Below are 26667 nucleotides of genomic sequence, written 5' to 3'. Positions count from 1 at the left end.
CTCGGCAGTCATAATTCTAGGATTTTTAGTAATTTAGGACCTTCCTGAACGCTGGTTCCATAACCCATGGATTCGGCGGCGCCGGCAAATACTTGAGCGCCTTGCAAGGATATCTGCGCGCCCCCGCCGGCCGGGCACTGCATCGTTTCAGCCGAGGCGCTCTACCTCGGGCAATTGCATGGCCTGGACCTCGCCCTGGAGAAAGTCGCTGAGGCGACGCAAACGTTCGCCTCCGGGCCGGGTCTTGGGCCACACCAGGTAATAGTTCAAGCCACTGGCCACAGCCGTCGGCCAGGGCAGGCTCAAGCGACCCTGAGCCACATCTTCGGCCACCATCAGCAGATCCCCCATGGACACGCCGTAACCCCGAGCCGCCGCGATCATCCCCAGCTCCAGGGTGTCGAACACCTGCCCGCCCTTGAGCGAGACCTGATCGGTGAGCCCCATGTGCTCCAGCCAGCTGCGCCAGTCACGGCGGTCCGGCGTGGGGTGCAAGAGCTCGGTGGCCGCCAGCCGCGCCACATCCCAGGGCTGGTCGTTGAGCAGGTTCGGCGCCCCCACCGGGATCAACAGCTCGGGGAACAGGTAGCTGGCTTCCCAGTCCGGGGGAAAGTGGCCATTGCTCAGCAACACCGCGCAGTCGAAGGGTTCCTGGTTGAAATCCACCGAGTCCACGTCCATCCAGGCGCTGGTGAGCTGTACCTCGTTGCCCGGCTGCAGGTGGCGGAAGCGGCTGAGGCGCGCCAGCAGCCAGCGCATGGTCAGGGTCGAGGGCGCCTTCATGCGCAGGATGCCGTCTTCGGCGCGCAGGGTATTGCAGGCCCGTTCCAGCGCGCCGAAGCCTTCACGGATGCCCGGCAACAGCAGGCGTGCCGCCTCGGTCAGTTGCAGGTTGCGCCCGCTGCGCTGGAACAGTCGGCAGGCGAAATGCTCCTCCAGGGTGCGGATATGCCGGCTGACGGCGCTCTGGGTAATCGACAGTTCTTCGGCGGCACGGGTGAACGAGCTGTGGCGTGCCGCCGCTTCAAAGGCACGCAGGGCATACAGAGGAGGCAAACGACGAGACATGGATGTGCTCCGGACAACACCAGGGCGCCAGACTGGCAGAAAATGGCTTCGCATGAGTTTTTATCATGCCAGCAAGTATTTTTATCCTTTTGTGCTATGCGCTGTAAGCACCGAGAATCAGCGCTCTTCCCGAATTTTCAAGAATCGAGCCTGATGACCATGCAGCATCCAGCACGCACCGAACTCTGGGCCATCCTGCGGCTGGCGGGGCCGTTGATCGCCTCGCAACTGGCGCACATGCTGATGGTCCTCACCGACACCCTGATGATGGCCCGCATCAGCCCGCAAGCCTTGGCCGGCGGCGGCCTGGGTGCCGCCAGCTATTCCTTTGTCTCGATTTTCTGCATCGGCGTGATTGCCGCGGTAGGCACCCTGGTGGCGATTCGTCAGGGCGCCGGAGACATCGAGGGCGCCGCGCGCCTGACCCAGGCGGGACTGTGGCTGGCCTGGATCATGGCCCTGGTCGCCGGCCTGCTGCTGTGGAACCTCAAACCGCTGTTGTTGCTGTTCGGCCAGACCCCGAGCAACGTCCAGGCCGCCGGCCAGTTCCTGCTGATCCTGCCATTTGCCCTGCCCGGCTACCTGAGTTTCATGGCCCTGCGCGGCTTCACCAGCGCCATTGGCCGGGCAACCCCGGTGATGGTCATCAGCCTGGCGGGGACGGTGGCCAACTTCCTGCTCAACTATGCGTTGATCACCGGCATGTTCGGCCTGCCGAAACTGGGCTTGGTGGGGATCGGCCTGGTGACTGCCATCGTCGCCAACTGCATGGCCCTGGCCCTGGCCTGGCACATCAAGCGCCATCCGGCCTACGCCGCCTACCCGCTGCGCCGGGGCCTGGCCCGCTTGAATACCCGGTACCTGCGGGAGCTGTGGCGCCTGGGCCTGCCCATTGGCGGCACCTATGCCGTGGAAGTCGGGTTGTTCGCCTTCGCTGCGCTGTGCATGGGCACCATGGGCAGCACCCAGTTGGCGGCGCACCAGATCGCCCTGCAGATCGTGTCAGTGGCGTTCATGGTGCCGGCGGGTATCTCCTACGCCATCACCATGCGCATCGGCCAGCATTACGGCGCCGGGCAACTGCCCGATGCGCGGCTGGCCGGGCGGGTAGGCATCGCCTTCGGCGCGGTGGCGATGCTCGGGTTCGCCATGGTCTTCTGGCTGCTGCCCAACCAACTGATCGGGCTGTTCCTCGACCACAACGACCCGGCGTTCGCCGAGGTGATCCGACTGGCGGTGAGTCTGCTAGCGGTGGCGGCCTGGTTCGAGCTGTTCGATGGCACCCAGACCATCGCCATGGGCGCGATTCGCGGCCTCAAGGACGCCAAGACCACCTTCCTGGTGGGGCTGGGCTGCTACTGGCTGATCGGCGCGCCCGCGGCCTGGCTGATGGCCTTTACCCTGGGCTGGGGACCGACCGGTGTCTGGTGGGGACTGGCCCTGGGCCTGGCCTGTGCGGCCATCAGCCTGACCCTGGCGTTCGAATGGCGGATGCACCGCATGATCAAGCGCGAGCCCCGCGTCAGGACCGCGAGCCTGTCGGCCGGCGCCGCGGAGTGACAGGCGCCGCGCACCGCCGGCCATGGCGGTGAAGCGGCGCCTCAGGCCCTGCCGTCCTGCAACGACTGCTGGCTGCTGCCGAAGGTCAGGTAATCCATCAGTTGCGCCAGGGGCAACGGCTTGCTGATCAGGTAGCCCTGGACCTGATCGCAGCCAAAGCCCCGCAGCAGCGCCAGTTGCTCTGCGGTTTCCACCCCTTCGGCCACCACATCCAGGTTGAGGTTGTGGGCCAGGTTGATCATGGCGTGTACCAGCTTGCGGTTCTCCTCCCGCTGCTCCATGCCGCCGACAAAGCTCCGGTCGACCTTGAGCAGGGTGATCGGCAGGCTGTTGAGGTGGACGAAGGAGGAAAACCCGGTGCCGAAGTCGTCCAGGGAAAAACGCACCCCCAGGCGCCCGAGGGCATCCATGGTCTGCTTCACCAGATCGCTGCGGCGCATCACTGCGGTTTCCGTCAGTTCGAACTCCAGCCACTGCGCCTCGACGCCGCGTTCGGCAATCAGCCGGCTCAGGGTCGACAGCAACTGACTGTCCTGGAACTGACGGAACGACAGGTTGACCGCCATGTGCAGCGGCGGCAGCCCGCGCTCGCGCAAGGCCTGCATGTCGCGCAGGGCCCGGGAAATCACCCAGTAGCCCAGGGGCACGATCAGCCCGCTCTGCTCGGCCAGCGGCACGAACTCGCTGGGGGGCAGCAAGCCGCGCTCGCCGTGGCGCCAGCGCACCAGGGCTTCGAGGCCGACGATCTTGCCATCGTGCAGGTTCAACCGGGGCTGGTAGTGCAGCTCCAGCTCGTCACGGCGCAGGGCCCGGCGCAGTTCGCTTTCCAGGTCGGCGAGGCTGCGGGCATTGCGGTTGATCCGCTCGTTGAAGATGTGAAAGGTGCAGCCCTGGGTGCTCTTGGCCTGCTGCATGGCGATGTGCGCATGCCACATCAGCGGGTCGGCGCCGGCATTGGCCCGGGCATGGGCAATCCCCAGGCTGCAGCCGATCAACAGGCTTTCACCGTCGACCCAGTAGGGTTCGGCCATGGCTTCGGTGATGCGCTCGGCCATCCACTCGGCACGCTGGGGAGCGCGGCGGGTGTCGATGAGCAAGGCGAATTCGTCGCTGCCCAGACGGGCCAGTTGATCACCGGCCTCCAATTGGCTCTTGAGCCGCGACACCACCTGCAGGATCAGGCGGTCACCGGCCTGATGACCGAGGGCATCGTTGGCGTGGCGAAAGTTGTCCAGGTCCAGATGCCCCAAGGCCAGGCCGCGACCGTCGTTTTCCGCCAGGCGCGCGGCCAGCAGGGTCTGGAAGCCCTGGCGGTTGGCGATGCCGGTCAGGGGGTCCTGCTCGGCCAGGCGCTGCAGGGTGGTTTCCAGCACGCCGCGCTCGCGCACGTGGCGCAGGCAGCGGCGCAAGGCATCGGTGCTCAGGCAGGAACCCACCAACCAATCGCTGACGCCCACCGGGGCCACTTCGGGCTCCTGGTCCAGCAACAGAATGGTCGGCAGGCTGCAACGCCCGGGGCCGGGCTGCAGTTGGGCAATGGTCAACAAGACCGCATTGCGGTCGTCTTCAAACAAACGGCTGACCGACTCCCAGCTGGGAGCGCTGATCAATACCACCGAGTCTCCCAACGGAGCGACACACTCGCGCAACAACGCTGTCCACACAGGCTCTTCGGCCAGTAGCAGCAAACGCAAGGGTTCGACAGGCTTAGACAAGCTAGCTCCCTAGACTCTGCAAAATAAGTTGGCGGCGGGCATTATGGCGCGCGAATAAACAATAACAAATGGTATTGATTATCATGCGCAATTTCTTGTACCGCTCTAACTCGAACATTAGGCGCATATTCAGCGAGCATCCTGAGGGAAAGTATCAAAACCGGCAAATTTAGATCGCGTTGTGCGTCACAAGTCGGAGACAGCAGCAGAATCCGTCCAGCCTGTTAAAATGCCCGCCCTTTTCGCAACCGATCTCCTTTTACTGTCATGTCCCGACTCAATCCCCGGCAGCAAGAAGCCGTGAACTATGTCGGCGGCCCTCTTTTGGTGCTCGCCGGTGCAGGCTCCGGCAAGACCAGCGTGATCACCCGCAAGATCGCGCACCTGATCCAGAACTGTGGTATCCGCGCCCAGTACATTGTCGCCATGACCTTTACCAACAAGGCCGCGCGAGAAATGAAGGAACGGGTCGGCACCCTGCTGCGCGCCGGCGAAGGCCGCGGCCTCACGGTGTCGACCTTCCACAACCTGGGCCTGAACATCATCCGCAAGGAGCATGCGCGGCTGGGCTACAAGCCGGGCTTCTCGATCTTCGACGAAACCGACGTCAAGGCCCTGATGACCGACATCATGCAGAAGGAGTACTCCGGGGACGACGGCGTCGACGAGATCAAGAACATGATCGGCGCGTGGAAGAACGACCTGATCCTGCCGGCCCAAGCCCTGGAGAATGCCCGCAACCCCAAGGAACAGACCGCAGCCATCGTCTACACCCACTACCAGCGCACGCTCAAGGCGTTCAACGCGGTGGACTTCGACGACCTGATCCTGCTGCCGGTGAAGCTGTTCGAAGAACACGCCGACATCCTGGAGAAATGGCAGAACAAGGTGCGCTACCTGCTGGTGGACGAATACCAGGACACCAACGCCAGCCAGTACCTGCTGGTGAAAATGCTCATCGGCAAGCGCAACCAGTTCACCGTGGTGGGCGACGACGACCAGTCGATCTACGCCTGGCGCGGCGCGCGGCCGGAAAACCTGATGCTGCTCAAGGACGACTACCCGTCGCTGAAGGTGGTGATGCTGGAGCAGAACTACCGCTCCACCAGCCGCATCCTGCGCTGCGCCAACGTGCTGATCTCCAACAACCCCCACGAGTTCGAAAAGCAGCTGTGGAGCGAGATGGGCCACGGCGACGAGATCCGCGTGATCCGCTGCCGCAACGAAGATGCCGAGGCCGAGCGAGTGGCCATGGAGATCCTCAGCCTGCACCTGCGCACCGACCGGCCCTACAGCGATTTCGCCATCCTTTACCGGGGCAACTACCAGGCCAAGCTGATCGAACTCAAGCTGCAGCACCATCAGGTGCCCTATCGCCTGTCCGGCGGCAACAGCTTCTTCGGACGCCAGGAAGTCAAGGACCTGATGGCCTACTTCCGCCTGATCGTGAACCCGGACGATGACAACGCCTTCCTGCGGGTGATCAACGTGCCGCGCCGGGAAATCGGCTCCACGACCCTGGAAAAACTCGGCAACTACGCCACCGAACGCAAGATCTCGATGTACGCCGCCACCGACGAGATCGGCCTGGGCGAACACTTGGACAGCCGCTTTACCGATCGCCTGGCGCGCTTCAAGCGCTTCATGGACCGGGTCCGTGAACAATGCGCCGGCGAAGACCCGATCTCCGCCCTGCGCAGCATGGTCATGGACATCGACTACGAGAACTGGCTGCGCACCAACAGCTCCAGCGACAAGGCCGCGGACTACCGGATGGGCAACGTCTGGTTCCTGATCGAGGCCTTGAAGAACACCCTGGAAAAAGACGAAGACGGCGAAATGACCGTCGAGGACGCCATCGGCAAGCTGGTCCTGCGGGACATGCTGGAACGCCAGCAGGAAGAGGAAGAAGGCGCCGAGGGTGTTCAGATGATGACCTTGCATGCCTCCAAGGGCCTGGAGTTTCCCTACGTGTTCATCATGGGCATGGAAGAGGAAATCCTTCCCCACCGCTCCAGCATCGAAGCCGACACCATCGAGGAAGAACGCCGCCTGGCCTACGTGGGCATCACCCGCGCCCGCCAGACCCTGGCCTTCACCTTTGCCGCCAAGCGCAAGCAATACGGTGAAATCATCGACTGCGCGCCCAGCCGCTTCCTCGATGAACTGCCCCCGGACGATCTCGCCTGGGAAGGCAACGACGACACGCCGACCGAAGTCAAAGCCGTTCGCGGCAATAGCGCTTTGGCGGATATACGCGCGATGTTAAAGCGCTAAAATCGACTATTTTTAACTGACCTTTGGCGCAATTGGCGCTATTTGAGGAAGCTCCGTGGAAGCACTGCACAAGAAAATTCGCGAAGAAGGCATCGTGCTTTCCGATCAAGTACTGAAAGTCGACGCCTTTCTGAACCATCAGATCGATCCGCAGTTGATGAAGCTGATCGGCGACGAATTCGCCACACTGTTCAAGGATTCGGGCATCACCAAGATCGTCACCATCGAAGCCTCGGGGATTGCCCCGGCCATCATGACCGGCCTCAATCTGGGCGTGCCGGTGATCTTCGCCCGCAAGCACCAGTCCCTGACCCTGACCGAGAACCTGCTGTCGGCCACCGTGTACTCCTTCACCAAGCAGGTGGAAAGCACCGTGGCCATCTCGCCACGGCACCTGACCAGCAGCGACCGCGTGCTGATCATCGACGACTTCCTGGCCAACGGTAAGGCGTCCCAGGCGCTGATCTCGATCATCAAGCAGGCCGGCGCCACCGTGGCCGGCCTGGGCATCGTCATCGAGAAGTCCTTCCAGGGCGGCCGCGCCGAACTGGACGCCCAGGGCTACCGCGTGGAATCCCTGGCCCGGGTCAAATCCCTGGCTGGCGGCGTGGTCACCTTCATCGAGTAACCTCGCCCGCCAGCCTTGCGTAGAGGCTGGCTTGTGTAGGAGCTGGCTTGCCAGCGAAGACGCCCTTGAGAGCAATGCAAGACTTAATGGCCCATTCGCCGGCAAGCCGGCTCCTACGACAGCGTTGGCGAAGTGGCCTGCAGACCGGCCAGCAGGAAGCGCTGATACAGCTCCTCGCGCAGCCCATCGGGCTGCTCCAGCCCCATGCGCTCAAGGTGCGCCGCAAAGGCCTCAGGCTCCGGCGCATCGAGTGCCGCCTTGCCCAGTTCGAGGATCTCGCTGAGCTTGAACTTGCTCTTGAGCCAGTTCAGCGCCCGCAGCAGATCACGCTCCTCGTCGCTGAAATCGCTGCCCAACGGATACTCCGGAAACAGGTGGCGATGACGCGCCTGAATCCTCTGCAGACGCTGTGGGCTGTTGTCGGTAAAACGCGGATCCAGACGAAAATCCTTCGGCAGCTTTCCGGCTTTCTGCGCCTGCTCCAGCAACCCGGGCTGAAAGCGTGAATCGCTGATATTGAGCAGCGCCTCGATCACCTTCGCATCCGTCTTGCCTCGCAGGTCGGCGATGCCGTACTCGGTGATCACGATGTCCCGCAGATGACGGGGGATGGTGCAATGGCCGTACTCCCAGACGATGTTTGAGCTCACCTCCCCCGCCGACTCGCGCCAGCTGCGCAGAATCAGCACCGAGCGAGCATCCGCCAGGGCATGGCCCTGGGCAACGAAGTTGTACTGCCCACCCACGCCACTGAGCACCTTCCCGCCCTGCAACTGATCGGACACGGCGGCGCCCATCAGGGTCATGGTGAAGGCACTGTTGATAAACCGCGCATCCCGGCGTTGCAGGCGCTTGAGCTCTTCATGGCCATACAGCTCGTTGATGAAGCTGATGGCGGTCATGTTGAACTCCGCCAGCTTGGACTTGGGCAGTTCCCGCAGACGCTGATAGAAACTGCGCGGCCCGAGGAAGAATCCGCCGTGGATCGACACCCCGCCAGGCGCTGTCGTCGGATCCAGAGTGCCGGCGTTGGCTTGCCGTTGCAGCTCCAGCGTCGGGTAGACCTTGCGCCGCACAACCCCGGCATCCGCCAGGGCCAGCAGGCCGTTGACGAACATTTCGCTGCAACCATAGAGCCCCTGGGCAAAGGGCTGGACGCCGCCTTCGCGGTCGATCAGCGCCTGCCAATGGTCCACCTGCAGATCCGCCAGCAGGGCGCGATACCCTTGGTTGTCGGCCTGCCGCGCCAGCAAGGCTGCGGTCAGCGCATCACCCATTGAGCCAATGCCGATCTGCAAGGTGCCACCGTCGCGCACCAGGGTGCTGGCATGCAGACCGATGCAATGATCCTGAATGCCCACCGGCATGTTGGGCGTGGAGAACAGGGTGCTGCGTTCTTCGTCATCGATCAGCAGGTCGAGGTCCGCGGCGTCGATTTCGGAGTCCCCCGGCATGTAAGGCAGGTCGCTGTGGACCTGGCCAAGGATCAGGATGGTTTCCCCCGCCGCACGGCGCTTGGCAATCATCGGCAGCAGGTCGAGGGTGATGTCCGGGTTGCAGCTCAGGCTCAGGCGTTCGGGGTGGTGCGAATCACGGGCCAGCAGTTGCGCCACCAGGTTCAGGCCGGCGGCATTGATGTCGCGGGCGGCGTGGCTGTAGTTGCTGCTGACATAGTCCTGCTGCGCCGAGTCGCTGTGCAAAAGGCTGCCGGGCTGCATGAAGAACTGCTGGACACGGATATTCGGCGGCAGGCGGTCGCGATGCAGATCGGCGAGGAAGTCCAGTTCCGGGTAATCGCCGAACACCCGCTCGACAAAAGGCTCGAGAAAGCGCTTCTGCAAACCGTCGCCCAGGGACGGCCGACCCAGGCTCAGGGCGGTGTAGATCGTCAGTTGGCGTTCCGGCAACTGGGCAATGCGCCGGTACAGGGCGTTGGCGAAACGATTGGGTTTGCCCAGGCCCAGGGGCATGCCCAGGTGAATGTGTTGCGGCAAACGGGCAAGCACTTCATCCACCGCATGCTCGATAGTACAGGATTGCAGCATCTGACCCTCCAGGGACCGTCCATGTATTGAGGTTGGACCGAGCTTGCCGGGAGTTTGCTGCGTTGAACAGTGCGCGGGGCGAATTGCGCCCACAAAAAAGCCGCTCGTAAGCGGCTTTTTCGCTGCAGATGGCGGCTTATTTCAAACCGGACATCTTCTGGATTGCGCCTTTGAGCTCGTCATCGGAGCAATCGGCGCAAGTGCCTTTAGGCGGCATGGCGTTGATACCGGTGATGGCCTTGGCCAGGATGCCGTCGAGGCCGCCCTGGTGATCGGCGCGCTCTTTCCAGGCCGCGGTGTCACCGATTTTCGGTGCGCCCAACAGGCCAGTGCCATGGCAAGCGTTGCAGTGCTTGGCAATCACGTCATCCGGGGACTTCGCGCCACCACCGCCGCCCGCAGAGGCGGCCACTTCCATACCCTTGCATTCCTGCCCCTGGACGCAGACCTGGCCGACAGGCTCAAGACGCTTGGCAATGTCGTCATTAGTCGCAGCTTGAGCGCTGACTGCCCAAAGGGCCAATACGGTTGCTGGTGCGGCCAGCATTTTCATAATTAGGTTCACGCGTACACCCTCAATGGTGGCTAGTCACGCCTGCGGCCACGGTTTCGCAGGCGGGCGAAAGTATAACGGTTAGCCCGCCACACTGAAACAACCCCAAAGTCGAAGGGGTCTTATTCGCGGCAAAATGTCGCTGGGGCTTCATGGCAAGCCTTGCAGGACGCCTCTTGAGCTAGAAGTTCGCCGGAGTGGCTGCGCTGATTAGTCGCGCCGGAACATCGAACGGATTGCGGAAACGATGTGGCTTCGTACTCTCAAAGTAGTAGCTGTCACCGGCTTCGAGGACAAAAGTTTCCAGCCCTACCACCAGCTCCAGGCGACCTTCGAGAAGAATGCCGGTTTCCTCGCCGTCGTGGGTGAGCATCTCTTCGCCGGTGTCGGCACCTGGCGGATAGATTTCATTGAGGAAGGCGATGGCACGGCTCGGATGAGCCCGGCCCACCAGCTTCATGGTGACCGCGCCATCGGAGATGTCGATCAGTTCATGAGCCTTGTAGACGATCTGAGAAGGCGTTTCCTGGAGGATTTCCTCGGAAAAGAACTCGACCATGGACATGGGAATGCCACCCAGCACCTTTCGCAGCGAGCTGATCGAAGGACTGACGCTGTTCTTTTCGATCATTGAAATGGTGCTGTTGGTGACGCCCGCACGCTTGGCGAGCTCACGCTGGGAAAGACCTTTCAGTTTACGGATGGATTGCAGTCGTTCACCGACGTCCAATGCGGCAGCCTCCTAGGCGGGAATCAGGCGTTGTTGTAATTGAGCGTTATCATGGCGACAGCGTTCAGTATTTACAACACTTGGTCCCGATTCCCCCAAAGGCAGGCGACTTTCGGTACAGGCCGCGTAATCTCAGCCTTCGCAGTACACCAGGGGCACCCGGCGCAGGTTGCAGAACAGCTGATAAGGAATGGTCCCGGCGGCCAGTGCGACCTCGCTGGCGAGGATGTTCTTGCCCCACAACTCCACCCTGGAACCCAACCCGGCCTGCGGCACGTCCGTCAGGTCGATACACAGCATGTCCATGGAGACGCGCCCCAGCAGGCGGCTGCGTTGGCCTTCCACCAGCACCGGCGTGCCGGTCGGCGCATGGCGCGGATAGCCGTCGGCGTACCCCATGGCGACCACGCCGACGCGCATCGGCTTGTCGGTGACGAACTTGGCGCCGTAGCCCACCGGCTCGCCGGCGGGCAGCTCACGCACGCAGATCACTTTGGACTCCAGGGTCATGACCGGCTGCAGCCGCTCGGCCACGGAGTTGTTTTCTTCGAACGGCGTAGAGCCATAGAGCATGATGCCGGGACGCACCCAGTCACTGGGCACGCTCGGCCAGCCCATGACCGCCGGCGAGTTGCGCAAGCTGATTTCAGCCCCCAGCCCCTGACGAGCCGCCTCGAAGACCGCGACCTGCTCGCTGCTGCGCGGGCAGTCCAGCTCGTCCGCGCGGGCGAAGTGGCTCATCAGCACAATCTTCTCGACCTTGCCGCTGGCCTGCAGGCGCTGATAGGCCGCCTGATAATCCTTGGGATGCAGACCGACCCGGTGCATGCCCGAATCCAGCTTGAGCCAGACCGTCAGCGGCTTGGCCACGGCTGTCTGCTCGATCGCTTCCAGCTGCCACAGGGAATGCACCACGCACCAGAAATCATGCTCGACGATCAGCGCCAGCTCGCAGGGTTCAAAGAAACCTTCCAGCAGCAGGATCGGCGCACGAATACCGGCGGCGCGCAGTTCCAGGGCTTCTTCGATGCAGGCCACGGCAAAGCCGTCGGCCTCGGCCTCCAGCGCCTGGGCGCAACGCACCGCGCCATGACCGTAGGCATCGGCCTTGATCACCGCAAGGGCGCGGACACCCGAGACTTCACGGGCCAGTTGGTAGTTGTGACGCAGGGCTTGGAGATCGATCAGGGCACGGGCAGGACGCATGGCGGCAGACTTCTAGGCGGTCATGGGGGAATAAAAAACCGGTGCTGGATGACGGCTGGCCGCCACCGGCACCGGGAGAGGGATCTTGTCGCTTAAGGCAGAGCAGCCACCACGGAAAGCTCGATGAGGATTTCCGGCTCGCAGAGCTTGGCCTCCACAGTGGCCCGGGCCGGGGCCACGCCTTTTGGCAGCCACTGGTCCCAGACACTGTTCATGCCCGCGAAGTGGGCATCGATGTCCTTGAGGTAGATGGTCACCGACAGCAGCTTGCTCTTGTCGGTGCCCGCCAGGTCCAGCAGACGCTCGATGTTGGCCAGGGTTTCCCGGGTTTGCTGTTCGATCCCGGCACTCATGTCATCGCCGACCTGCCCGGACAGATACACCGTACCGCCGTGAACGACGATCTGGCTCATGCGCTCATTGGTGAGCTGGCGCTGGATTGACATGTTTAGCTGACTCCTGAGGGTTGCCATAACGGGAAATATCGAGGCCTTCGGCGCTGATCTGCGGCTTTTTCTTGGCCATCAGATCCGCCAGCAAACGACCGGAACCGCAAGCCATGGTCCAGCCAAGGGTGCCGTGACCGGTGTTGAGGAACAGGTTCTTGAACGGCGTCGCGCCAACAATCGGCGTGCCGTCCGGCGTGGTCGGACGCAGGCCGGTCCAGAAACTGGCCTCGGCCAGATTGCCGCCCTGAGGATAGAGATCGTTGACGATCATCTCCAGCGTTTCACGCCGGCGCGGGTTCAGCGACAGGTCAAAACCGGCGATCTCAGCCATGCCGCCAACACGGATGCGGTTGTCGAAACGGGTAATTGCGACCTTGTAGGTCTCGTCGAGGATGGTCGACGTCGGGGCCATGGCCGGATTGGTGATCGGCACGGTCAGGGAGTAGCCCTTGAGCGGGTACACCGGAGCCTTGATGCCCAGCGGCTTGAGCAGTTGCGGCGAGTAGCTGCCCAGGGCCAGCACGTAGCGGTCGGCGGTTTCCAGCTTGCCGTCGATCCACACGCCGTTGATCCGGTCACCGGCGAAGTCGAGGCGCTGGATGTCCTGGCCAAAACGGAATTCCACACCCAGTTTGCTGGCCATTTCCGCCAGGCGCGTGGTGAACATCTGGCAGTCGCCGGTCTGGTCGTTGGGCAGGCGCAGGGCACCGGCAAGGATATCGGTGACGCTGGCCAGGGCCGGTTCAACCCGGGCAATGCCGTCACGATCCAGCAACTCGAACGGCACGCCGGACTCCTTGAGGACGGCGATGTCCTTGGCTGCGCCATCCAGTTGCGCCTGGGTACGGAACAGCTGGGTGGTGCCCAGGCTGCGGCCTTCGTAGGCGATGCCGGTTTCCGCCCGCAGTTCGTCGAGGCAGTCGCGGCTGTACTCGGACAGACGCACCATGCGCTCTTTGTTCACTGCATAGCGGCTGGCGGTGCAGTTGCGCAGCATCTGCGCCATCCACAGGTATTGATCGATATCGGCGGTGGCCTTGATCGCCAGCGGCGCGTGGCGTTGCAGCAGCCACTTGATGGCCTTGAGCGGTACGCCCGGGGCAGCCCAGGGCGAGGCATAGCCAGGCGATACCTGGCCGGCGTTGGCGAAACTGGTTTCCATGGCTGCAGCCGGCTGGCGGTCCACCACGGTCACTTCAAACCCGGCCCGGGCCAGGTAATAGGCACTGGTAGTTCCGATAACGCCACTGCCCAAGACCAGAACGCGCATTTTCATTTCCCTCATCGCGGCATGACCGCTGACGTTTGTTATTCAGAGCACAGATGGGTGCAGTGTAAGAAACATTGAGCAGTGATTTTCACTATATAACCGCCTATATTTGGCGAGAATTCTCGGCAATATCGCTTTTCACGGAGGGGCATCCCCTATGCGCACCAATCATCAGACTCGTCGTGCCCTGGACAAGATAGATCGCAATATCCTGCGGATTCTCCAGGCCGATGGACGCATTTCCTTCACCGAGTTGGGAGAGCGGGTCGGACTGTCCACCACCCCCTGCACCGAGCGAGTGCGGCGCCTGGAGCGCGAGGGAATCATCATGGGCTACAACGCCCGCCTCAACCCGCAGCACCTCAAGGGCAGCCTGCTGGTGTTTGTCGAGATCAGCCTGGACTACAAGTCCGGCGATACCTTCGAGGAGTTTCGCCGGGCGGTGCTGAAGCTGCCCCACGTGCTGGAGTGCCATCTGGTCTCCGGCGACTTCGACTACCTGGTCAAGGCGCGAATCTCGGAGATGGCGTCCTATCGCAAGCTGCTGGGGGACATCCTGCTCAAGCTGCCCCACGTGCGCGAATCCAAGAGCTACATCGTCATGGAAGAAGTGAAGGAGAGCCTGAGCCTGCCGATTCCGGACTGAGTCGAGGCGGCGCCAGGCGCTGTCGCCGGCAAGCCGGCTCCTACGGAGTGCGAGCGGCTAGACCAGGACCTGGCGATTGCCAGCCATGTAGGCGTGGATCTGCTTCTCGACCCGAGGGTGGATCATCTCCACCGGGCGCCGACCGTTGGGGCACGGCAGGCTCGGCGTAGTGCCGAACAGACGGCAGATCAGCGGACGCTCGTCATACACCGTGCAACCATCGGGTCCCAGGTGCACACAGTTGAGCTCGTCCATGGCAGCCTCCTGCTCGGCGGCGGTCTTGCGCGGCAGTCGGGACATTTCCTCTGGCGAGGTGGTCACCGGGCCGCAGCAGTCGTGACAACCGGGAACGCACTCGAACGAGGGAATCTGCTGACGCAGGCTGCGGACGATTTGACGGTTACAGCTCATGAAAAAGGCTACCGGGACTGGAATAGCCGGGGATTCTGCCTCAAATGCCCCGCAGCAGACAGGGCCGGGCGTCCCGCGGTTGCCGCGACGGAAAGCCCCGGCTTATGCTCCGTGCATTTTTCCAGACGCCACAATCAGGACGCTTTCCATGCCCGCCAGCCCTCAGCACGCCGCTTCCTACTACGCCGCCAGCAGCCTGCCGCAGCCCGACTATCCGGTGTTGGCGGGCGAGCTGACGGCGGACGTATGCGTGGTCGGCGGCGGGTTCTCCGGGCTCAATACCGCACTGGAACTGGCCGAACGCGGGTTCAGCGTGGTCCTGCTGGAGGCCCGCAAGATCGGCTGGGGCGCCAGTGGACGCAACGGCGGGCAACTGATCCGCGGGGTCGGCCACGGCCTCGAGCAGTTCACCAAGGTGATCGGCAGCGACGGCGTGCGACAGATGAAGCTCATGGGGCTGGAAGCCGTGGACATCGTCCGCCAGCGCATCGAGCGCCTGCAGATCCCCTGCGACCTGACCTGGGGCTACTGCGACCTGGCCAAGAAGCCGGCGGACCTTGAAGGCTTCGCCGCAGATGCCGAGGAGCTGCGCAGCCTGGGCTATCGCCATGAAACCCGCCTGTTGCAAGCCGATGAGATGCACAGCGTGGTGGGCTCCAAGCGCTACGTTGGCGGCCTGATCGACATGGGCTCGGGCCATCTGCACCCGCTCAACCTGGCCCTGGGCGAAGCCCGGGCGGCGCAGCAGATGGGTGTGCAACTGTTCGAGCATTCGGCCGTCACCCGCATCGACTACGGCCCCGAGGTCAAGGTGCACAGCGCCCAAGGCACGGTCCGCGCCAAGACCCTGGTCCTGGGCTGCAACGCCTACCTCAACGACCTCAACCCGGAGCTGGGGGGCAAGGTCCTGCCTGCCGGCAGCTACATCATCGCCACCGAGCCCTTGAGCCCGGCCCAGGCCCGGGAACTGCTGCCACAGAACATGGCGGTCTGCGACCAGCGCGTGGCCCTGGACTACTACCGGCTCTCGGCCGACCGCCGACTGCTGTTCGGTGGTGCCTGCCACTACTCGGGACGCGACCCCAAGGACATTGCCGCCTACATGCGGCCCAAGATGCTGGACGTGTTCCCGCAACTGGCCGCAGTGAAGATCGACTACCAATGGGGCGGCATGATCGGCATCGGCGCCAACCGCCTGCCGCAGATCGGCCGGCTCAAGGACCAACCCAATGTGTATTACGCCCAGGCCTATTCCGGTCACGGCCTGAATGCCACGCACCTGGCGGGCAAACTGCTGGGCGAGGCGATCAGCGGCCAGCACGGGGGGGGCTTCGATCTGTTCGCCAAGGTGCCGCACATCACCTTCCCCGGCGGCAAGCACCTGCGCTCGCCCCTGCTGGCCCTGGGCATGCTCTGGCATCGCCTGAAGGAGCTGGTCTGACGCCCAGCTCCAGCCAGTCGCCGCCGGTCACAGACGCCAGAACGGCTTGAGGCCCTCGGCCCGTGCCTGCTCGGGGCTGAGTCCGACATCACGCAACTGCTCGGCGCTCAGCTCCAGCAACACCTTGCGGGTGCGCAGCCGATGCCAGTACAGCCCCCAGGTGCTCAAGCCCGGCGGCGCGCGGCGCGGCAGAGTCGCCGCCGACCATTCCTGCTCCGCCTCCAGCTCCTGACCGCGTAACGACAGCCGCACATCGCTCAAGCCGTTCATTTGCATTGCTCCTGTTTGCTCAAATTGCCATGAGCAGACATGATGCGTGGCGCCACAAAACCATTACAGACTCAAAACAGCGGTATTAACTCCATACAGTTTTGCCAAAAATGGCGCTGAATCCTGTATTTTTGCCCCATCTGTACTGGTTCTCAGCCACCGTCACCTCGAGCCCACGCCATGACCCTCTATGTGAACCTCGCCGAACTCCTGGGCACCCGCATCGAACAGGGCTTCTACCGACCGGGAGATCGCCTGCCCTCGGTACGCGCCCTGAGCGTCGAGCATGGGGTCAGCCTGAGCACCGTGCAGCAGGCCTATCGCTTGCTGGAGGACAACGGGCTGGCGATGCCCAAGCCCAAGTCCGGGTACTTCGTCCCCCCCAGTCGCGAGCTGCCCGCCTTGCCGGCGGTCGGGCGTCCGGCACAAAGGCCGGTGGAAATCTCTCAATGGGACCAGGTCCTGGAGCTGATCCGCGCCGTACCGCGCAAGGACGTGGTGCAGCTGGGCCGCGGCATGCCGGACATCACCACGCCGACCATGAAGCCCCTGCTGCGAGCCCTGGCCCGCCTCAGCCGGCGCCAGGACATGCCCGGCCTGCACTACGACAACATCTACGGCGTGCTTGAGCTGCGCGAGCAGGTGGCGCGGCTGATGCTCGATTCCGGCTGCCAGCTGGGGGCCGGTGACCTGGTGATCACCACCGGCTGCCACGAGGCGCTGTCCACCAGCATTCGCGCCATCTGTGAGCCGGGGGACATCATCGCCGTCGACTCGCCGAGCTTTCACGGCGCCATGCAGACCCTCAAGGGCCTGGGCATGAAGGCCCTGGAAATCCCCACCGACCCGATTACCGGCATCAGCCTGGAAGCCCTGGAACTGGCCCTGGAACAGTGGCCGATCAAGGCCATACAGTTGACCCCCAACTGCAACAACCCCCTGGGCTACATCATGCCGGAGTCCCGCAAGCGGGCACTGCTGACCCTGGCCCAGCGCTTCGACGTGGCAGTCATCGAGGACGATGTGTACGGCGAGCTGGCCTACACCTACCCGCGCCCGCGCACCATCAAGTCCTTCGACGACGACGGCCGGGTGCTGTTGTGCAGCTCCTTCTCCAAGACCCTGGCCCCGGGCCTGCGCATCGGCTGGGTTGCCCCCGGCCGCTACCTGGAGCGGGTGCTGCACATGAAATACATCAGCACCGGCTCCACGGCCCCGCAGCCGCAGGTGGCCATCGCCGAGTTTCTCAAGAGTGGCCACTTCGAGCCCCATTTGCGCAAGATGCGCACTCAGTACCAGCGCAATCGCGACCTGATGCTCGACTGGGTCAGCCGCTACTTCCCCGCCGACACCCGCGCCAGTCGCCCACAAGGCAGTTTCATGCTGTGGATCGAACTTCCCGAGGGGTTTGATGCTCTGAAGCTCAATCGGGTGCTGCTGGACCAGGGCGTGCAGATCGCCGTGGGCAGCATCTTTTCCGCCTCGGGCAAGTACCGCAATTGCCTGCGGATGAACTACGCTGCCAAGCCAACCGCGCAGATCGAAGACGCGGTACGCAAGGTCGGAGCCGCGGCCATCAAGCTGCTCAGCGAGACCCCGGACTGATCCCGAGCCGTTGCAGGAAGCCGGCCGCCCCATGCCAACCCGTGCCGTGATACGAGATGACCTGACTTGAGCCGTTTACAGGCATTCACCTGGCTTTTGCTGCTGAGCCTCGGGCTGGGCGGCTGCGCCACCCTGGAAGTGCCCTACCAGCCCAGCCAGGCCCTGCCCGCCAGCGACTCCACCTTTGCCCAGTCGATCCGGGCCCAGGCCGCCCCCCACCAGGGGCGCTCGGGCTTTCGCCTGCTGTCCAACAGCACCGAAGCCTTCATGGCCCGCGCCGAGCTGATCCGCAGCGCGCAGAGCAGCCTCGACCTGCAGTACTACATCGTCCACGACGGGGTCAGCACGCGCATGCTGGTGGACGAGCTGCTCAAGGCCGCCGACCGTGGCGTGCGGGTGCGCATCTTGCTCGACGACACCACCAGCGACGGCCTGGACCAGATCATCGCCACCCTGGCCGCCCACCCACAGATCCAGATCCGCCTGTTCAACCCGCTGCACCTGGGCCGCAGCACCGGCCTGACCCGGGCCATGGGGCGCCTGTTCAACCTGTCGCAGCAGCACCGGCGGATGCACAACAAGCTGTGGCTGGCGGACAACAGCGTGGCCATCGTCGGCGGGCGCAACCTGGGGGACGAGTATTTCGATGCCGAACCCAACCTGAACTTCACCGACATCGACATGCTCAGCGTGGGGCCGGTGGCCGAGCAACTGGGCCATAGCTTCGACCAGTACTGGAACAGCGCCCTGAGCCGACCCATCGGCGAATTCCTGTCCAGCGCCCCTTCGGCCAGGGCCCTGGACAACACACGCCAGCGCCTGGAGGAGTCGCTGCAGGACAACCGCCGGCAAAACCAGGCGCTGTACCGGCAACTGAAGACCTACCAGACCCGGCCGCGCATGGACATCTGGCGCAAGGAGCTGATCTGGGCCTGGAACCAGGCCCTGTGGGACGCACCGACCAAGGTCTTGGCCAAGGGCGATCCCGACCCGCACCTGCTGTTGACCACCCAGCTGGCGCCGGAGCTCAAGGGGGTCAGCAAGGAGCTGATCATGGTCTCGGCCTACTTCGTGCCCGGCCAGCCGGGCCTGGTGTACCTCACCGGACGCGCCGACGCCGGGGTGCACGTGAGCCTCCTGACCAACTCCCTGGAGGCCACCGACGTGCCCGCGGTGCACGGCGGCTACGCGCCTTACCGCAAGGCCCTGCTGGAGCACGGGGTGCGGCTGTTCGAATTGCGCCGCCAGCCCGGCGACCACGGCGGCAGCGGCCCGCATCTGTTGCGCAGTACCTGGCGCGGCTCGGACTCGAGCCTGCACAGCAAGGCGATGATTTTCGACCGGCAGAAATCCTTTGTCGGCTCGTTCAACTTCGACCCGCGCTCGGTACTGTGGAACACCGAAGTCGGGGTCCTGGTGGACAGCCCGGAACTGGCCGGACACCTGCGCGCCCTGGCCCTGCAAGGCATGGCTCCGGCCCTGAGCTACGAGGCCAGGCTGCAGGACGGCAAGATCATCTGGGTGACCGAAGACAACCAGCAGTTGCACAGCCTGAGCCGGGAACCGGGCAACTGGTGGCGGCGCATCAACGCCTGGCTGAGCAACCGCGTCGGCCTGGAGCGCATGCTCTAGGCCGACGCGGGCCGGTCAGCGCTTGAGCAGCTGGTTCTGGATAAAAGCCTCCAGCCCCGGCGAGTGATAGAAGCCCATGCAGCGCTCGAAAATCGCGTTGATCGGGTAACCGGCCTCGTTCTTCATCGGCGGCCCGCCGACATGGAAGTGGCCCGTCTGCCGCTTGACGAAGTGGCTCAGGGCCTGGGGGCGCCGGCCGGAGCCGTCGCGGTCCAGTTGCACCCGATCGACGAAGTAGGAAGCGTCGTGCAGGTCGAACGCCTTGTAGAACTGCAAACGCTCGTAGTTATCGTCCAGGCACTCCTTGAGCGCCAACTGCTTGAGCCGCTCCACCGACGGGCCCTTGGGCGCCGCCTCGGCGAAGCCGGCGAGCGAAAACGTCAGCACCCACAGCGCTGCGCCGAACCCCATCCTTGTCTTGAGCGTCATCTGAGCGTCCTGATTGAACCAGCAGCCCAGAAGCCTATACCGATTGCGGCATCGCAGCACCCAATGCCCCCTGGCGCAGCAACAGCACGATCAGCCCCAGGGCCCCGGCCGCCATCAGCCACAGCAAGGCATGGCCGCTGACCCACTGGCTGCCCGCCCCCGCCACCAGCGGCCCGATCAGGCAACCAATCCCCCAAAGCTGCGCCACATGCGCGTTGGCGCGCACCAGGGCGTCATCGCGATAACGCTCGCCGATCAGAATCAACGACAGGGTGAACAAGCCCCCGGCGCTGGCACCGAACAGCACCCACAACGGCCAGATCAGCACCGTGTGGAGCAACAGCGGAATCGCCAGGCTCGACAACAGCAGTGCCACCGCGCAACCGGTGAACAGGGAGCGCCGCGACAAGCGATCAGCCAAGGCGCCAATCGGCAGTTGCAGCACCGCATCGCCGACGACCACGGTGCTGACCATCGCCAGGGCGATGTCTTCGGCAAAGCCCTGGCGCAGGCAATACACCGGCAACAGCGTCAGGATCATCGCCTCAAAGGCGGCAAACAGCGCCACGGCCCAGGCGATCGCCGGCAGCCCACGGCAAAAGCGCCCCAGGTCGACCAGGGTCACGCTGCAGGCTTCGGTGACCGGTGCGCCGCTGCGGCCGATCAACAGCAAGGGCGATACCACCAGCAGCCCGACCCCGACCCAGAAGCCGTGGTCGGTCTCGGTGCCCAGGACTCCCAGCAGCAAGGGCCCGGCCAACTGGCTCAAGGCATAACAACTGCCATACAGCGCAACCAGCCGCCCACGCCACTGCTCGACCACCAACTGGTTGATCCAGCTTTCACCCAGGATGAAGACGATGGTCAGAACCGTGCCCAGGCCCAGGCGCAGCACCAGCCACAGCGGGTAATTGGGCAACAACGCCAGCAATGCAATCGACAGCGCCCCGCCCCACAGGCACAGGCGCATCAGGCCCGCGGTGCCGAAACGCGCCGCCAGGCGGCTGGCGAGCTTGGCCCCAAGCAACACGCCAAAGGCCGGCATCGAGGCCATGACGCCAATGGCAAAGGGCCCATAACCCCAGCTTTCCAGGCGAAACGACACCAGCGGCATGCTGACGCCCAGGGCCAGGCCGACACTCAGGACAGCGGCCAAAACGGCGAAATAGGTCGCCCAACGCATTTCCACGCTCCTGTGGATCATTGTTCTGCAAGGCACAGACAACACAGCCGGACTTCCCTGGCGGAAAGTCCGGCTGCGCTGTGGATCGAGGGCTGCGGCTGAAAGCCGGCTGGCCGGTGAAAGCGCCCCCCGGGGGGGGGCGCATCACCTCAAACCCGAAGGCTCAGAGCTTGATCCAGGTCGCTTTCAACTCGGTGTACTTGTCAAACGCATGCAACGACTTGTCGCGACCGTTGCCCGACTGCTTGAAGCCGCCGAAGGGCGCAGTCATGTCGCCGCCGTCGTACTGGTTGACCCAGACGCTGCCGGCACGCAGGGCCTTGGCGGTCTGGTGGGCCTTGGAGATGTTCGCGGTCCACACGGCGGCCGCCAGTCCGTAAGGGGTGTCGTTGGCGATCTGGATCGCCTCTTCCACGCTGTCGAAGGCAATCACCGACAGCACTGGGCCAAAGATCTCTTCCTGGGCAATCTTCATGGCGTTGCTGACGCCATCGAAAATCGTCGGCTCCACGTAGGTGCCGCCGGTTTCCTGCAGGGTGCGCTTGCCACCGGCCACCAGCTTGGCGCCATCGGCATGACCGGCCTCGATGTAGGACAGCACGGTGTTCATCTGCTGGGTGTCCACCAGGGCACCGACGTTGGTGGCTGGGTCCAGCGGATTGCCCGGCTTCCAGGCTTTCAGGGCCTCGATCACCAGCGGCAGGAATTTGTCCTTGATGGAACGCTCCACCAGCAGGCGGGAACCGGCGGTGCAGACTTCGCCCTGGTTGAAGGCAATGGCGCTGGCGGCCGATTCGGCGGCGGCCTGCAGGTCCGGGGCATCGGCGAACACGATGTTCGGGCTCTTGCCACCGGCTTCCAGCCAGACACGCTTCATGTTGGATTCACCGGAGTAGACCAAGAGCTGCTTGGCGATCTTGGTGGAACCGGTGAACACCAGGGTGTCCACGTCCATGTGCAGGGCCAGGGCCTTGCCCACGGTGTGGCCGTAGCCGGGCAGCACGTTGAACACGCCAGCCGGGATCCCGGCTTCCACGGCCAGGGCGGCGATGCGGATGGCGGTCAGCGGGGATTTTTCCGAAGGCTTGAGGATCACCGAGTTGCCGGTGGACAGCGCCGGGCCCAGTTTCCAGCAGGCCATCATCAGCGGGAAGTTCCACGGCACGATGGCCGCGACCACGCCCACTGGCTCACGGGTCACCAGGCCCAGCTGATCATGGGGGGTGGCGGCCACTTCGTCGTAGATCTTGTCGATGGCCTCGCCGCTCCAGCTCAGGGCTTGCGCCGCGCCGGGAACGTCGATTTGCAGGGAGTCGCTGATGGGCTTGCCCATGTCCAGGGTTTCCAGGAGCGCCAGCTCCTCGGCGTGCTGCTTGAGCAGGCCGGCAAAACGGATCATCACGGACTTGCGCTTGGCCGGCGCCAGGCGCGACCAGACGCCGGAATTGAAGGTGGCGCGGGCATTGTCCACGGCGCGCTGGGCATCGACGGCATCACAGCTGGCAATGCTCGCCAGTACACGGCCGTCGACCGGGCTGATGCACTCGAAAGTGTCGTTGGAAACGGCTGCGGTGTATTCACCGTTGATGTAGGCGCGGCCTTCGATTTTCAGGTCGCGGGCACGTTGTTCCCAGTCGGCACGAGTCAGGGTGGTCATACGAGTGTCCTCCTCTTATTTGAATACAAGCGCCACGCGAACTACGCCGGCACTCATGAAGAATTCTGCCCGGCCAGCCTGTTTTCGGCCAAAGGCACCCGCCACCCTAAACCAGCGACACCTGTACTTTCAATATATTTGACAAAGCCCGGGCAAACGCCATTGCTATGTGCATTTTAATAAACATAGACTTTGGCCTTCATAGCCACTCGCGCCGCAATCACGGGGGATTACAAGAATGAGCATCCACAACGTCGTCGACTTCAGCCAGGCCAACACCGAGGGCGAACGCTACCGCCCTGCTCCAGAGAAAGTCCTCAAGGGCGATCCCGAACAAGCGGTGTTCAACCATTACGGCAGCCCCTGCGGGCAGCTCAACGCCGGGATCTGGGAAGGCGCCGTGGGCCAATGGACGGTGAACTTCACCGAACACGAATACTGCGAGATTCTTCAGGGCGTGTCGGTGCTGCGGGACAACGATGGCAACGCCAAGACCCTGCGTGCCGGCGACCGCTTCGTGATTCCGGCCGGCTTCAAGGGCACCTGGGAAGTGCTGGAGCCCTGCCGCAAGGTCTACGTGGCCTTCGAACAGAAAGCCTGAATGCCAGGCACAAAAAAACCCGCTTGAAGGCGGGTTTTTTTGTCAGAAGAAAAATCAATTACTTGATTTTGCCTTCCTTGTAGATCACGTGCTTACGAACAACCGGATCATATTTCTTGATCTCGATTTTGTCCGGAGTAGTACGCTTGTTCTTGTCGGTAGTGTAGAAGTGACCAGTACCGGCGCTCGAGATCAAACGAATCAATTCACGCATGATTAGCTCCCTTAAACCTTGCCGCCATCGCGACGGATTTCGGCCAGCACGACATCAATGCCGCGCTTGTCGATGATACGCATGCCTTTGGCAGATACGCGCAGACGCACAAAGCGTTTCTCGGACTCAACCCAGAAGCGGTGATGCTGCAGGTTCGGCAGGAAACGACGACGGGTTTTGTTGTTTGCGTGGGAAATGTTATTCCCAGTCACCGGACCCTTACCGGTAACTTGACAGACTCTAGACATGCCTCAGCCCTCTAAAACCACATGCCCAACCCGGCATGGGTTGGCCGCTTAATCTCTCAGTCATTTGGCGCCAGGCGCCGCGTTTCTTTAGGGTCTTACCGGCTACACCTACAAGCGAAGGAACCGGGCCCCTAGAAAAGAGCGCTGCTTTATACCAGAAAGACCCCATAGCAACAACAGCCGCTGTGCGCAGGATGATGAAAAGTCCTGATTTTCTTGCGCCGGACGCCTGCGGCAAAGGCTACCGCAGAAATCTACCGCTCGTCGCAGAATATATTTGCGACATTCTCCAACAGAGAATTCGCCACGCCCGCGACGCCAGATCGACCCGGGAATACCTTCGGGGCGCAGGCGCAACCCCAGGTTTTGGCCCCGGATACAAAAGGGGATAGTCATTTCATAAAGAGGCCACTAGGGTAGGGCATTTCCAGACTGCACTCGCAGATGGGCCTTCGATCTGCACAAGGAACCCGACCATGCGTCTCGCCGCCCTCCCGCTCCTGCTCGCCCCACTTCTGAGCCCATTGGCCCAGGCCGCCGCACTGAGCGTCTGTACCGAAGCCAGCCCGGAAGGCTTCGACGTGGTGCAGTACAACTCGCTGACCACCACCAATGCGTCCGCCGACGTGCTGATGAATCGCCTGGTGGAGTTCGATGCCGCCAGCGGCAAGGTGGTCCCCAGCCTGGCCGACAGCTGGGAGGTGTCCGCCGACGGCCTGAGCTATGTCTTCAAGCTGCACCCCAAGGTCAAGTTCCACCGCACCGACTACTTCACCCCCAGCCGCGAGCTGAGCGCCGAAGACGTGAAGTTCAGCTTCGAGCGCATGCTCGATCCGGCCCACCCGTGGCACAAGGTCACCCAGAGCGGTTTCCCGCACGCCCAGTCCCTGCAGCTGCCCAGCCTGATCAAGAGAATCGACGCCCTGGATCCGCTGACCGTGCGCTTCACCCTGGATCACGCCGACTCGACCTTCCTCGCCACCCTGAGCATGGGCTTTGCCTCGATCTACTCTGCGGAATACGCCGACCAACTGCTCAAGGCCGGCACCCCGGAGAAGCTCAACAGCCAGCCGATCGGCAGCGGCCCCTTCATTTTCGGGCGCTTCCAGAAGGACGCGTCAATCCGCTACAAGGCCAACCGCGACTACTTTGCTGGCAAACCGGCAGTGGACTCGCTGATCTTCGCCATCACCCCGGACGCCAACGTGCGCCTGCAGAAACTGCGGCGCAACGAGTGCCAGATCGCCCTGTCACCCAAGCCCCTGGACGTCCAGGCAGCCAGTGAAGACCCCACGCTGAAGGTCGAGAAAACCGCGGCATTCATGACCGCCTTCGTCGCGATCAACAGCCAGCATCCGCCCCTGGACAAGCCAGAAGTGCGCCAGGCCATCAACCTGGCCTTCGACAAGCCCCATTACCTCAAGGCCGTGTTCGAAGACACCGCCGAGGCCGCCAACGGCCCGTATCCACCCAACACCTGGAGCTACGCCAAGGAACTGCCCGGCTACGCCCACGACCCGGAAAAAGCGCGCCAACTGCTGGCCAAGGTCGGCCTGAAAAACGGTTTCGAGACCACCATCTGGACCCGCCCCTCCGGCAGCCTGCTCAACCCCAACCCCAGCCTGGGCGCACAACTGCTGCAAGCCGACCTGGCCCAAGTGGGGATCCAGGCAGAGATCCGCGTGATCGAATGGGGCGAGCTGATCCGCCGGGCCAAGGCCGGCGAGCATGACCTGCTGTTCATGGGCTGGTCCGGCGACAATGGCGACCCGGATAACTTCCTCACACCGCAGTTCACCTGCGCAGCCGTCAAGTCCGGCACCAACTTCGCCCGCTATTGCGACCAGAACCTGGACAAGCTGATCACCGCCGGCAAGACCACCAGCGAACAGGGTGTGCGCAGCAAGCTGTACCAGCAGGCCCAGACCCAGATCCAGCAGCAGGCGCTGTGGCTGCCCCTGGCCCATCCGACCGCTTTCGCCCTGACCCGCCAGCAGGTCGAGGGCTATCAGGTGAGCCCCTTCGGCCGCCAGGACTACTCGAAGGTCAGCGTCAAATGAACCCCGGGGGCGCCTCGGGGCCAACACCGGCCTTGAGGCGCACCAGGCTCATATCCAGCCGTACTCGGCCATGGACAACGGATCACCCTCGCCAACGATGAAGTGGTCCAGCACCCGGACATCAATCAACTCCAGCGCCTCCTGCAAGCGCCGGGTGACGATCCGATCGGCCGGGCTGGGCTCACAGATGCCCGACGGATGGTTATGGCAGAGAATCACCGCCGCCGCGTTATGCGCCAGGGTGCGCTTGAGCACCTGTCGCGGGTAAACCGTGGTGCTGTCGATCGACCCTTGAAACAACACCTCAAAGGCCAGGACCCGATGCTTGGTGTCGAGAAACAGACAGCCAAACACCTCGTGGGGCTGGTGTCGCAGCATCGACTTCAGGTAATCGCGCACCACCAGCGGGCTCTCCAGCGCTGACTGGCGGTGGAGCCTTTCCGCCAGATGCCGGCGCGCCATCTCCAGCACGGCCTGCAGCAGAGCGTACTTGGCCGGGCCTAGCCCCAGTTGCCGGGTGAAGGTCACTTGATCCGCCTCCAGCAGCCGACGCAGGCTGCCGAAACGCTGCAACAAGTGCCGCGCCAGGTCCACCGCGCTTTTTCCGGCCACCCCGCTTCGCAGGAAAATAGCCAGCAGCTCGGCATCGGAAAGACTGATGGCGCCCTGCTCCAGAAGCCGCTCCCGCGGGCGCTCCGCCGCGGGCCAATCACGAATGCTCATCACACCTCCCTGTGCATGGCGCCGCTGTTCCACAGCGGGCGCTGTG

25 protein-coding genes are annotated in these 26667 nt (G+C 63.4%); 9 read left to right on the top strand and 16 right to left on the bottom strand.

The features are described from left to right. Positions 1–147 precede the first annotated feature (147 nt). A complete protein-coding gene (locus L1O02_RS00915; protein ID WP_060841696.1) occupies positions 148–1068 on the bottom strand; it encodes a LysR substrate-binding domain-containing protein in 921 nt (306 codons plus the stop codon). A gap of 159 nt (positions 1069–1227) precedes the next feature. Between L1O02_RS00915 and L1O02_RS00910 the strand changes: the two genes are divergently transcribed. Then, the gene (locus tag L1O02_RS00910) at positions 1228–2628 is read left to right on the top strand and encodes a NorM family multidrug efflux MATE transporter (RefSeq protein ID WP_181321592.1); all 1401 of its coding nucleotides are present in this window, start codon (positions 1228–1230) and stop codon (positions 2626–2628) included. 41 nt (positions 2629–2669) lie between these two features. On the opposite strand, the gene L1O02_RS00905 is transcribed toward L1O02_RS00910, so the two are convergent. After that, a complete protein-coding gene (locus L1O02_RS00905; protein WP_060841698.1) occupies positions 2670–4343 on the bottom strand; it encodes a bifunctional diguanylate cyclase/phosphodiesterase in 1674 nt (557 codons plus the stop codon). 267 nt (positions 4344–4610) lie between these two features. Between L1O02_RS00905 and rep the strand changes: the two genes are divergently transcribed. Next, positions 4611–6620 (top strand): DNA helicase Rep, encoded by a 2010-nt coding sequence (gene rep, locus L1O02_RS00900; protein WP_060841699.1) that lies wholly within the window; start codon positions 4611–4613, stop codon positions 6618–6620. A gap of 55 nt (positions 6621–6675) precedes the next feature. After that, positions 6676–7248, top strand: coding sequence for a xanthine phosphoribosyltransferase (locus L1O02_RS00895; RefSeq protein WP_016968070.1), 573 nt, complete (start codon positions 6676–6678; stop codon positions 7246–7248). Positions 7249–7361: 113 nt separating this feature from the next. Here L1O02_RS00895 and L1O02_RS00890 read toward each other — a convergent pair whose 3' ends face one another. The 6 genes from L1O02_RS00890 to dadA form a co-directional block, all read right to left on the bottom strand. Then, complete coding sequence (locus L1O02_RS00890; RefSeq protein WP_108545013.1) at positions 7362–9293, bottom strand: acetyl-CoA hydrolase/transferase C-terminal domain-containing protein; 1932 nt, start codon at positions 9291–9293, stop codon at positions 7362–7364. Positions 9294–9429: 136 nt separating this feature from the next. Then, a complete protein-coding gene (locus L1O02_RS00885; RefSeq protein WP_011064205.1) occupies positions 9430–9846 on the bottom strand; it encodes a c-type cytochrome in 417 nt (138 codons plus the stop codon). 181 nt (positions 9847–10027) lie between these two features. Continuing rightward, positions 10028–10576, bottom strand: coding sequence for a cupin domain-containing protein (locus L1O02_RS00880; protein ID WP_015637462.1), 549 nt, complete (start codon positions 10574–10576; stop codon positions 10028–10030). Between the two features lie 132 nt (positions 10577–10708). Beyond that, positions 10709–11782: an alanine racemase gene (gene alr, locus L1O02_RS00875; protein WP_060841701.1), complete on the bottom strand. Its 1074-nt coding sequence runs from the start codon at positions 11780–11782 to the stop codon at positions 10709–10711. Positions 11783–11874: 92 nt separating this feature from the next. Further along, positions 11875–12228 (bottom strand): RidA family protein, encoded by a 354-nt coding sequence (locus tag L1O02_RS00870; RefSeq protein ID WP_060841702.1) that lies wholly within the window; start codon positions 12226–12228, stop codon positions 11875–11877. Further along, on the bottom strand, positions 12200–13501 hold the full coding sequence (gene dadA / locus L1O02_RS00865; protein ID WP_060841703.1) for a D-amino acid dehydrogenase: 1302 nt from the start codon (positions 13499–13501) through the stop codon (positions 12200–12202). Before dadA ends, L1O02_RS00870 begins: the two co-directional genes overlap by 29 nt. A 157-nt stretch (positions 13502–13658) precedes the next feature. Between dadA and L1O02_RS00860 the strand changes: the two genes are divergently transcribed. After that, positions 13659–14147 (top strand): Lrp/AsnC ligand binding domain-containing protein, encoded by a 489-nt coding sequence (locus tag L1O02_RS00860; RefSeq protein WP_011064210.1) that lies wholly within the window; start codon positions 13659–13661, stop codon positions 14145–14147. A gap of 57 nt (positions 14148–14204) precedes the next feature. On the opposite strand, the gene L1O02_RS00855 is transcribed toward L1O02_RS00860, so the two are convergent. Next, positions 14205–14558 (bottom strand): YkgJ family cysteine cluster protein, encoded by a 354-nt coding sequence (locus tag L1O02_RS00855; RefSeq protein WP_060841704.1) that lies wholly within the window; start codon positions 14556–14558, stop codon positions 14205–14207. A 148-nt stretch (positions 14559–14706) separates the two neighbouring features. Between L1O02_RS00855 and L1O02_RS00850 the strand changes: the two genes are divergently transcribed. After that, entirely contained in the window at positions 14707–15999 is a 1293-nt protein-coding gene (locus L1O02_RS00850) for an FAD-binding oxidoreductase (RefSeq protein WP_235759426.1), read from the top strand. A gap of 27 nt (positions 16000–16026) precedes the next feature. Here L1O02_RS00850 and L1O02_RS00845 read toward each other — a convergent pair whose 3' ends face one another. Then, positions 16027–16269 carry a DUF1127 domain-containing protein gene (locus L1O02_RS00845; RefSeq protein ID WP_108545011.1) on the bottom strand — a complete coding sequence of 81 codons (243 nt, stop codon included), beginning with the start codon at positions 16267–16269 and terminating at the stop codon, positions 16027–16029. Positions 16270–16449: 180 nt separating this feature from the next. Here L1O02_RS00845 and L1O02_RS00840 point away from each other — a divergent pair, with 180 nt between their 5' ends. Together L1O02_RS00840 and L1O02_RS00835 are read left to right on the top strand one after the other, a co-directional pair. Then, positions 16450–17874 (top strand): PLP-dependent aminotransferase family protein, encoded by a 1425-nt coding sequence (locus tag L1O02_RS00840; RefSeq protein WP_060841707.1) that lies wholly within the window; start codon positions 16450–16452, stop codon positions 17872–17874. Positions 17875–17940: 66 nt separating this feature from the next. Further along, on the top strand, positions 17941–19506 hold the full coding sequence (locus tag L1O02_RS00835; protein ID WP_060844958.1) for a phospholipase D family protein: 1566 nt from the start codon (positions 17941–17943) through the stop codon (positions 19504–19506). Between the two features lie 15 nt (positions 19507–19521). Here the strand turns inward: L1O02_RS00835 and L1O02_RS00830 are convergent, their stop codons facing one another. From L1O02_RS00830 to L1O02_RS00820, 3 genes are all read right to left on the bottom strand, one after another. Further along, complete coding sequence (locus L1O02_RS00830) at positions 19522–19935, bottom strand: hypothetical protein (protein ID WP_146189191.1); 414 nt, start codon at positions 19933–19935, stop codon at positions 19522–19524. 34 nt (positions 19936–19969) lie between these two features. Beyond that, positions 19970–21118, bottom strand: a complete 1149-nt coding sequence (locus tag L1O02_RS00825) for an MFS transporter (RefSeq protein ID WP_060841710.1) — start codon at positions 21116–21118, stop codon at positions 19970–19972. 163 nt (positions 21119–21281) lie between these two features. Further along, positions 21282–22775: an aldehyde dehydrogenase gene (locus L1O02_RS00820; protein ID WP_060841711.1), complete on the bottom strand. Its 1494-nt coding sequence runs from the start codon at positions 22773–22775 to the stop codon at positions 21282–21284. 238 nt (positions 22776–23013) lie between these two features. Here L1O02_RS00820 and L1O02_RS00815 point away from each other — a divergent pair, with 238 nt between their 5' ends. Beyond that, positions 23014–23376 carry a cupin domain-containing protein gene (locus L1O02_RS00815; protein ID WP_060841712.1) on the top strand — a complete coding sequence of 121 codons (363 nt, stop codon included), beginning with the start codon at positions 23014–23016 and terminating at the stop codon, positions 23374–23376. A 58-nt stretch (positions 23377–23434) separates the two neighbouring features. Here the strand turns inward: L1O02_RS00815 and rpmG are convergent, their stop codons facing one another. Both rpmG and rpmB read right to left on the bottom strand, forming a co-directional pair. Further along, a complete protein-coding gene (gene rpmG / locus L1O02_RS00810; protein ID WP_003177274.1) occupies positions 23435–23590 on the bottom strand; it encodes a 50S ribosomal protein L33 in 156 nt (51 codons plus the stop codon). Positions 23591–23601: 11 nt separating this feature from the next. Continuing rightward, positions 23602–23838 (bottom strand): 50S ribosomal protein L28, encoded by a 237-nt coding sequence (gene rpmB, locus L1O02_RS00805; protein ID WP_011064219.1) that lies wholly within the window; start codon positions 23836–23838, stop codon positions 23602–23604. Positions 23839–24314: 476 nt separating this feature from the next. Between rpmB and L1O02_RS00800 the strand changes: the two genes are divergently transcribed. Further along, positions 24315–25898 (top strand): ABC transporter substrate-binding protein, encoded by a 1584-nt coding sequence (locus tag L1O02_RS00800; protein WP_060844960.1) that lies wholly within the window; start codon positions 24315–24317, stop codon positions 25896–25898. A gap of 48 nt (positions 25899–25946) precedes the next feature. Here the strand turns inward: L1O02_RS00800 and radC are convergent, their stop codons facing one another. Then, positions 25947–26621: a DNA repair protein RadC gene (gene radC / locus L1O02_RS00795; RefSeq protein WP_060841714.1), complete on the bottom strand. Its 675-nt coding sequence runs from the start codon at positions 26619–26621 to the stop codon at positions 25947–25949. Positions 26622–26667: the final 46 nt, after the last annotated feature.

Source organism: Pseudomonas sp. BC42 (assembly GCF_021560055.1).
In the GTDB taxonomy this organism is placed as follows: domain Bacteria; phylum Pseudomonadota; class Gammaproteobacteria; order Pseudomonadales; family Pseudomonadaceae; genus Aquipseudomonas.
Note: the sequence above shows the minus strand (reverse complement) of the source record. Positions and strands in the feature narration are given on the sequence as shown.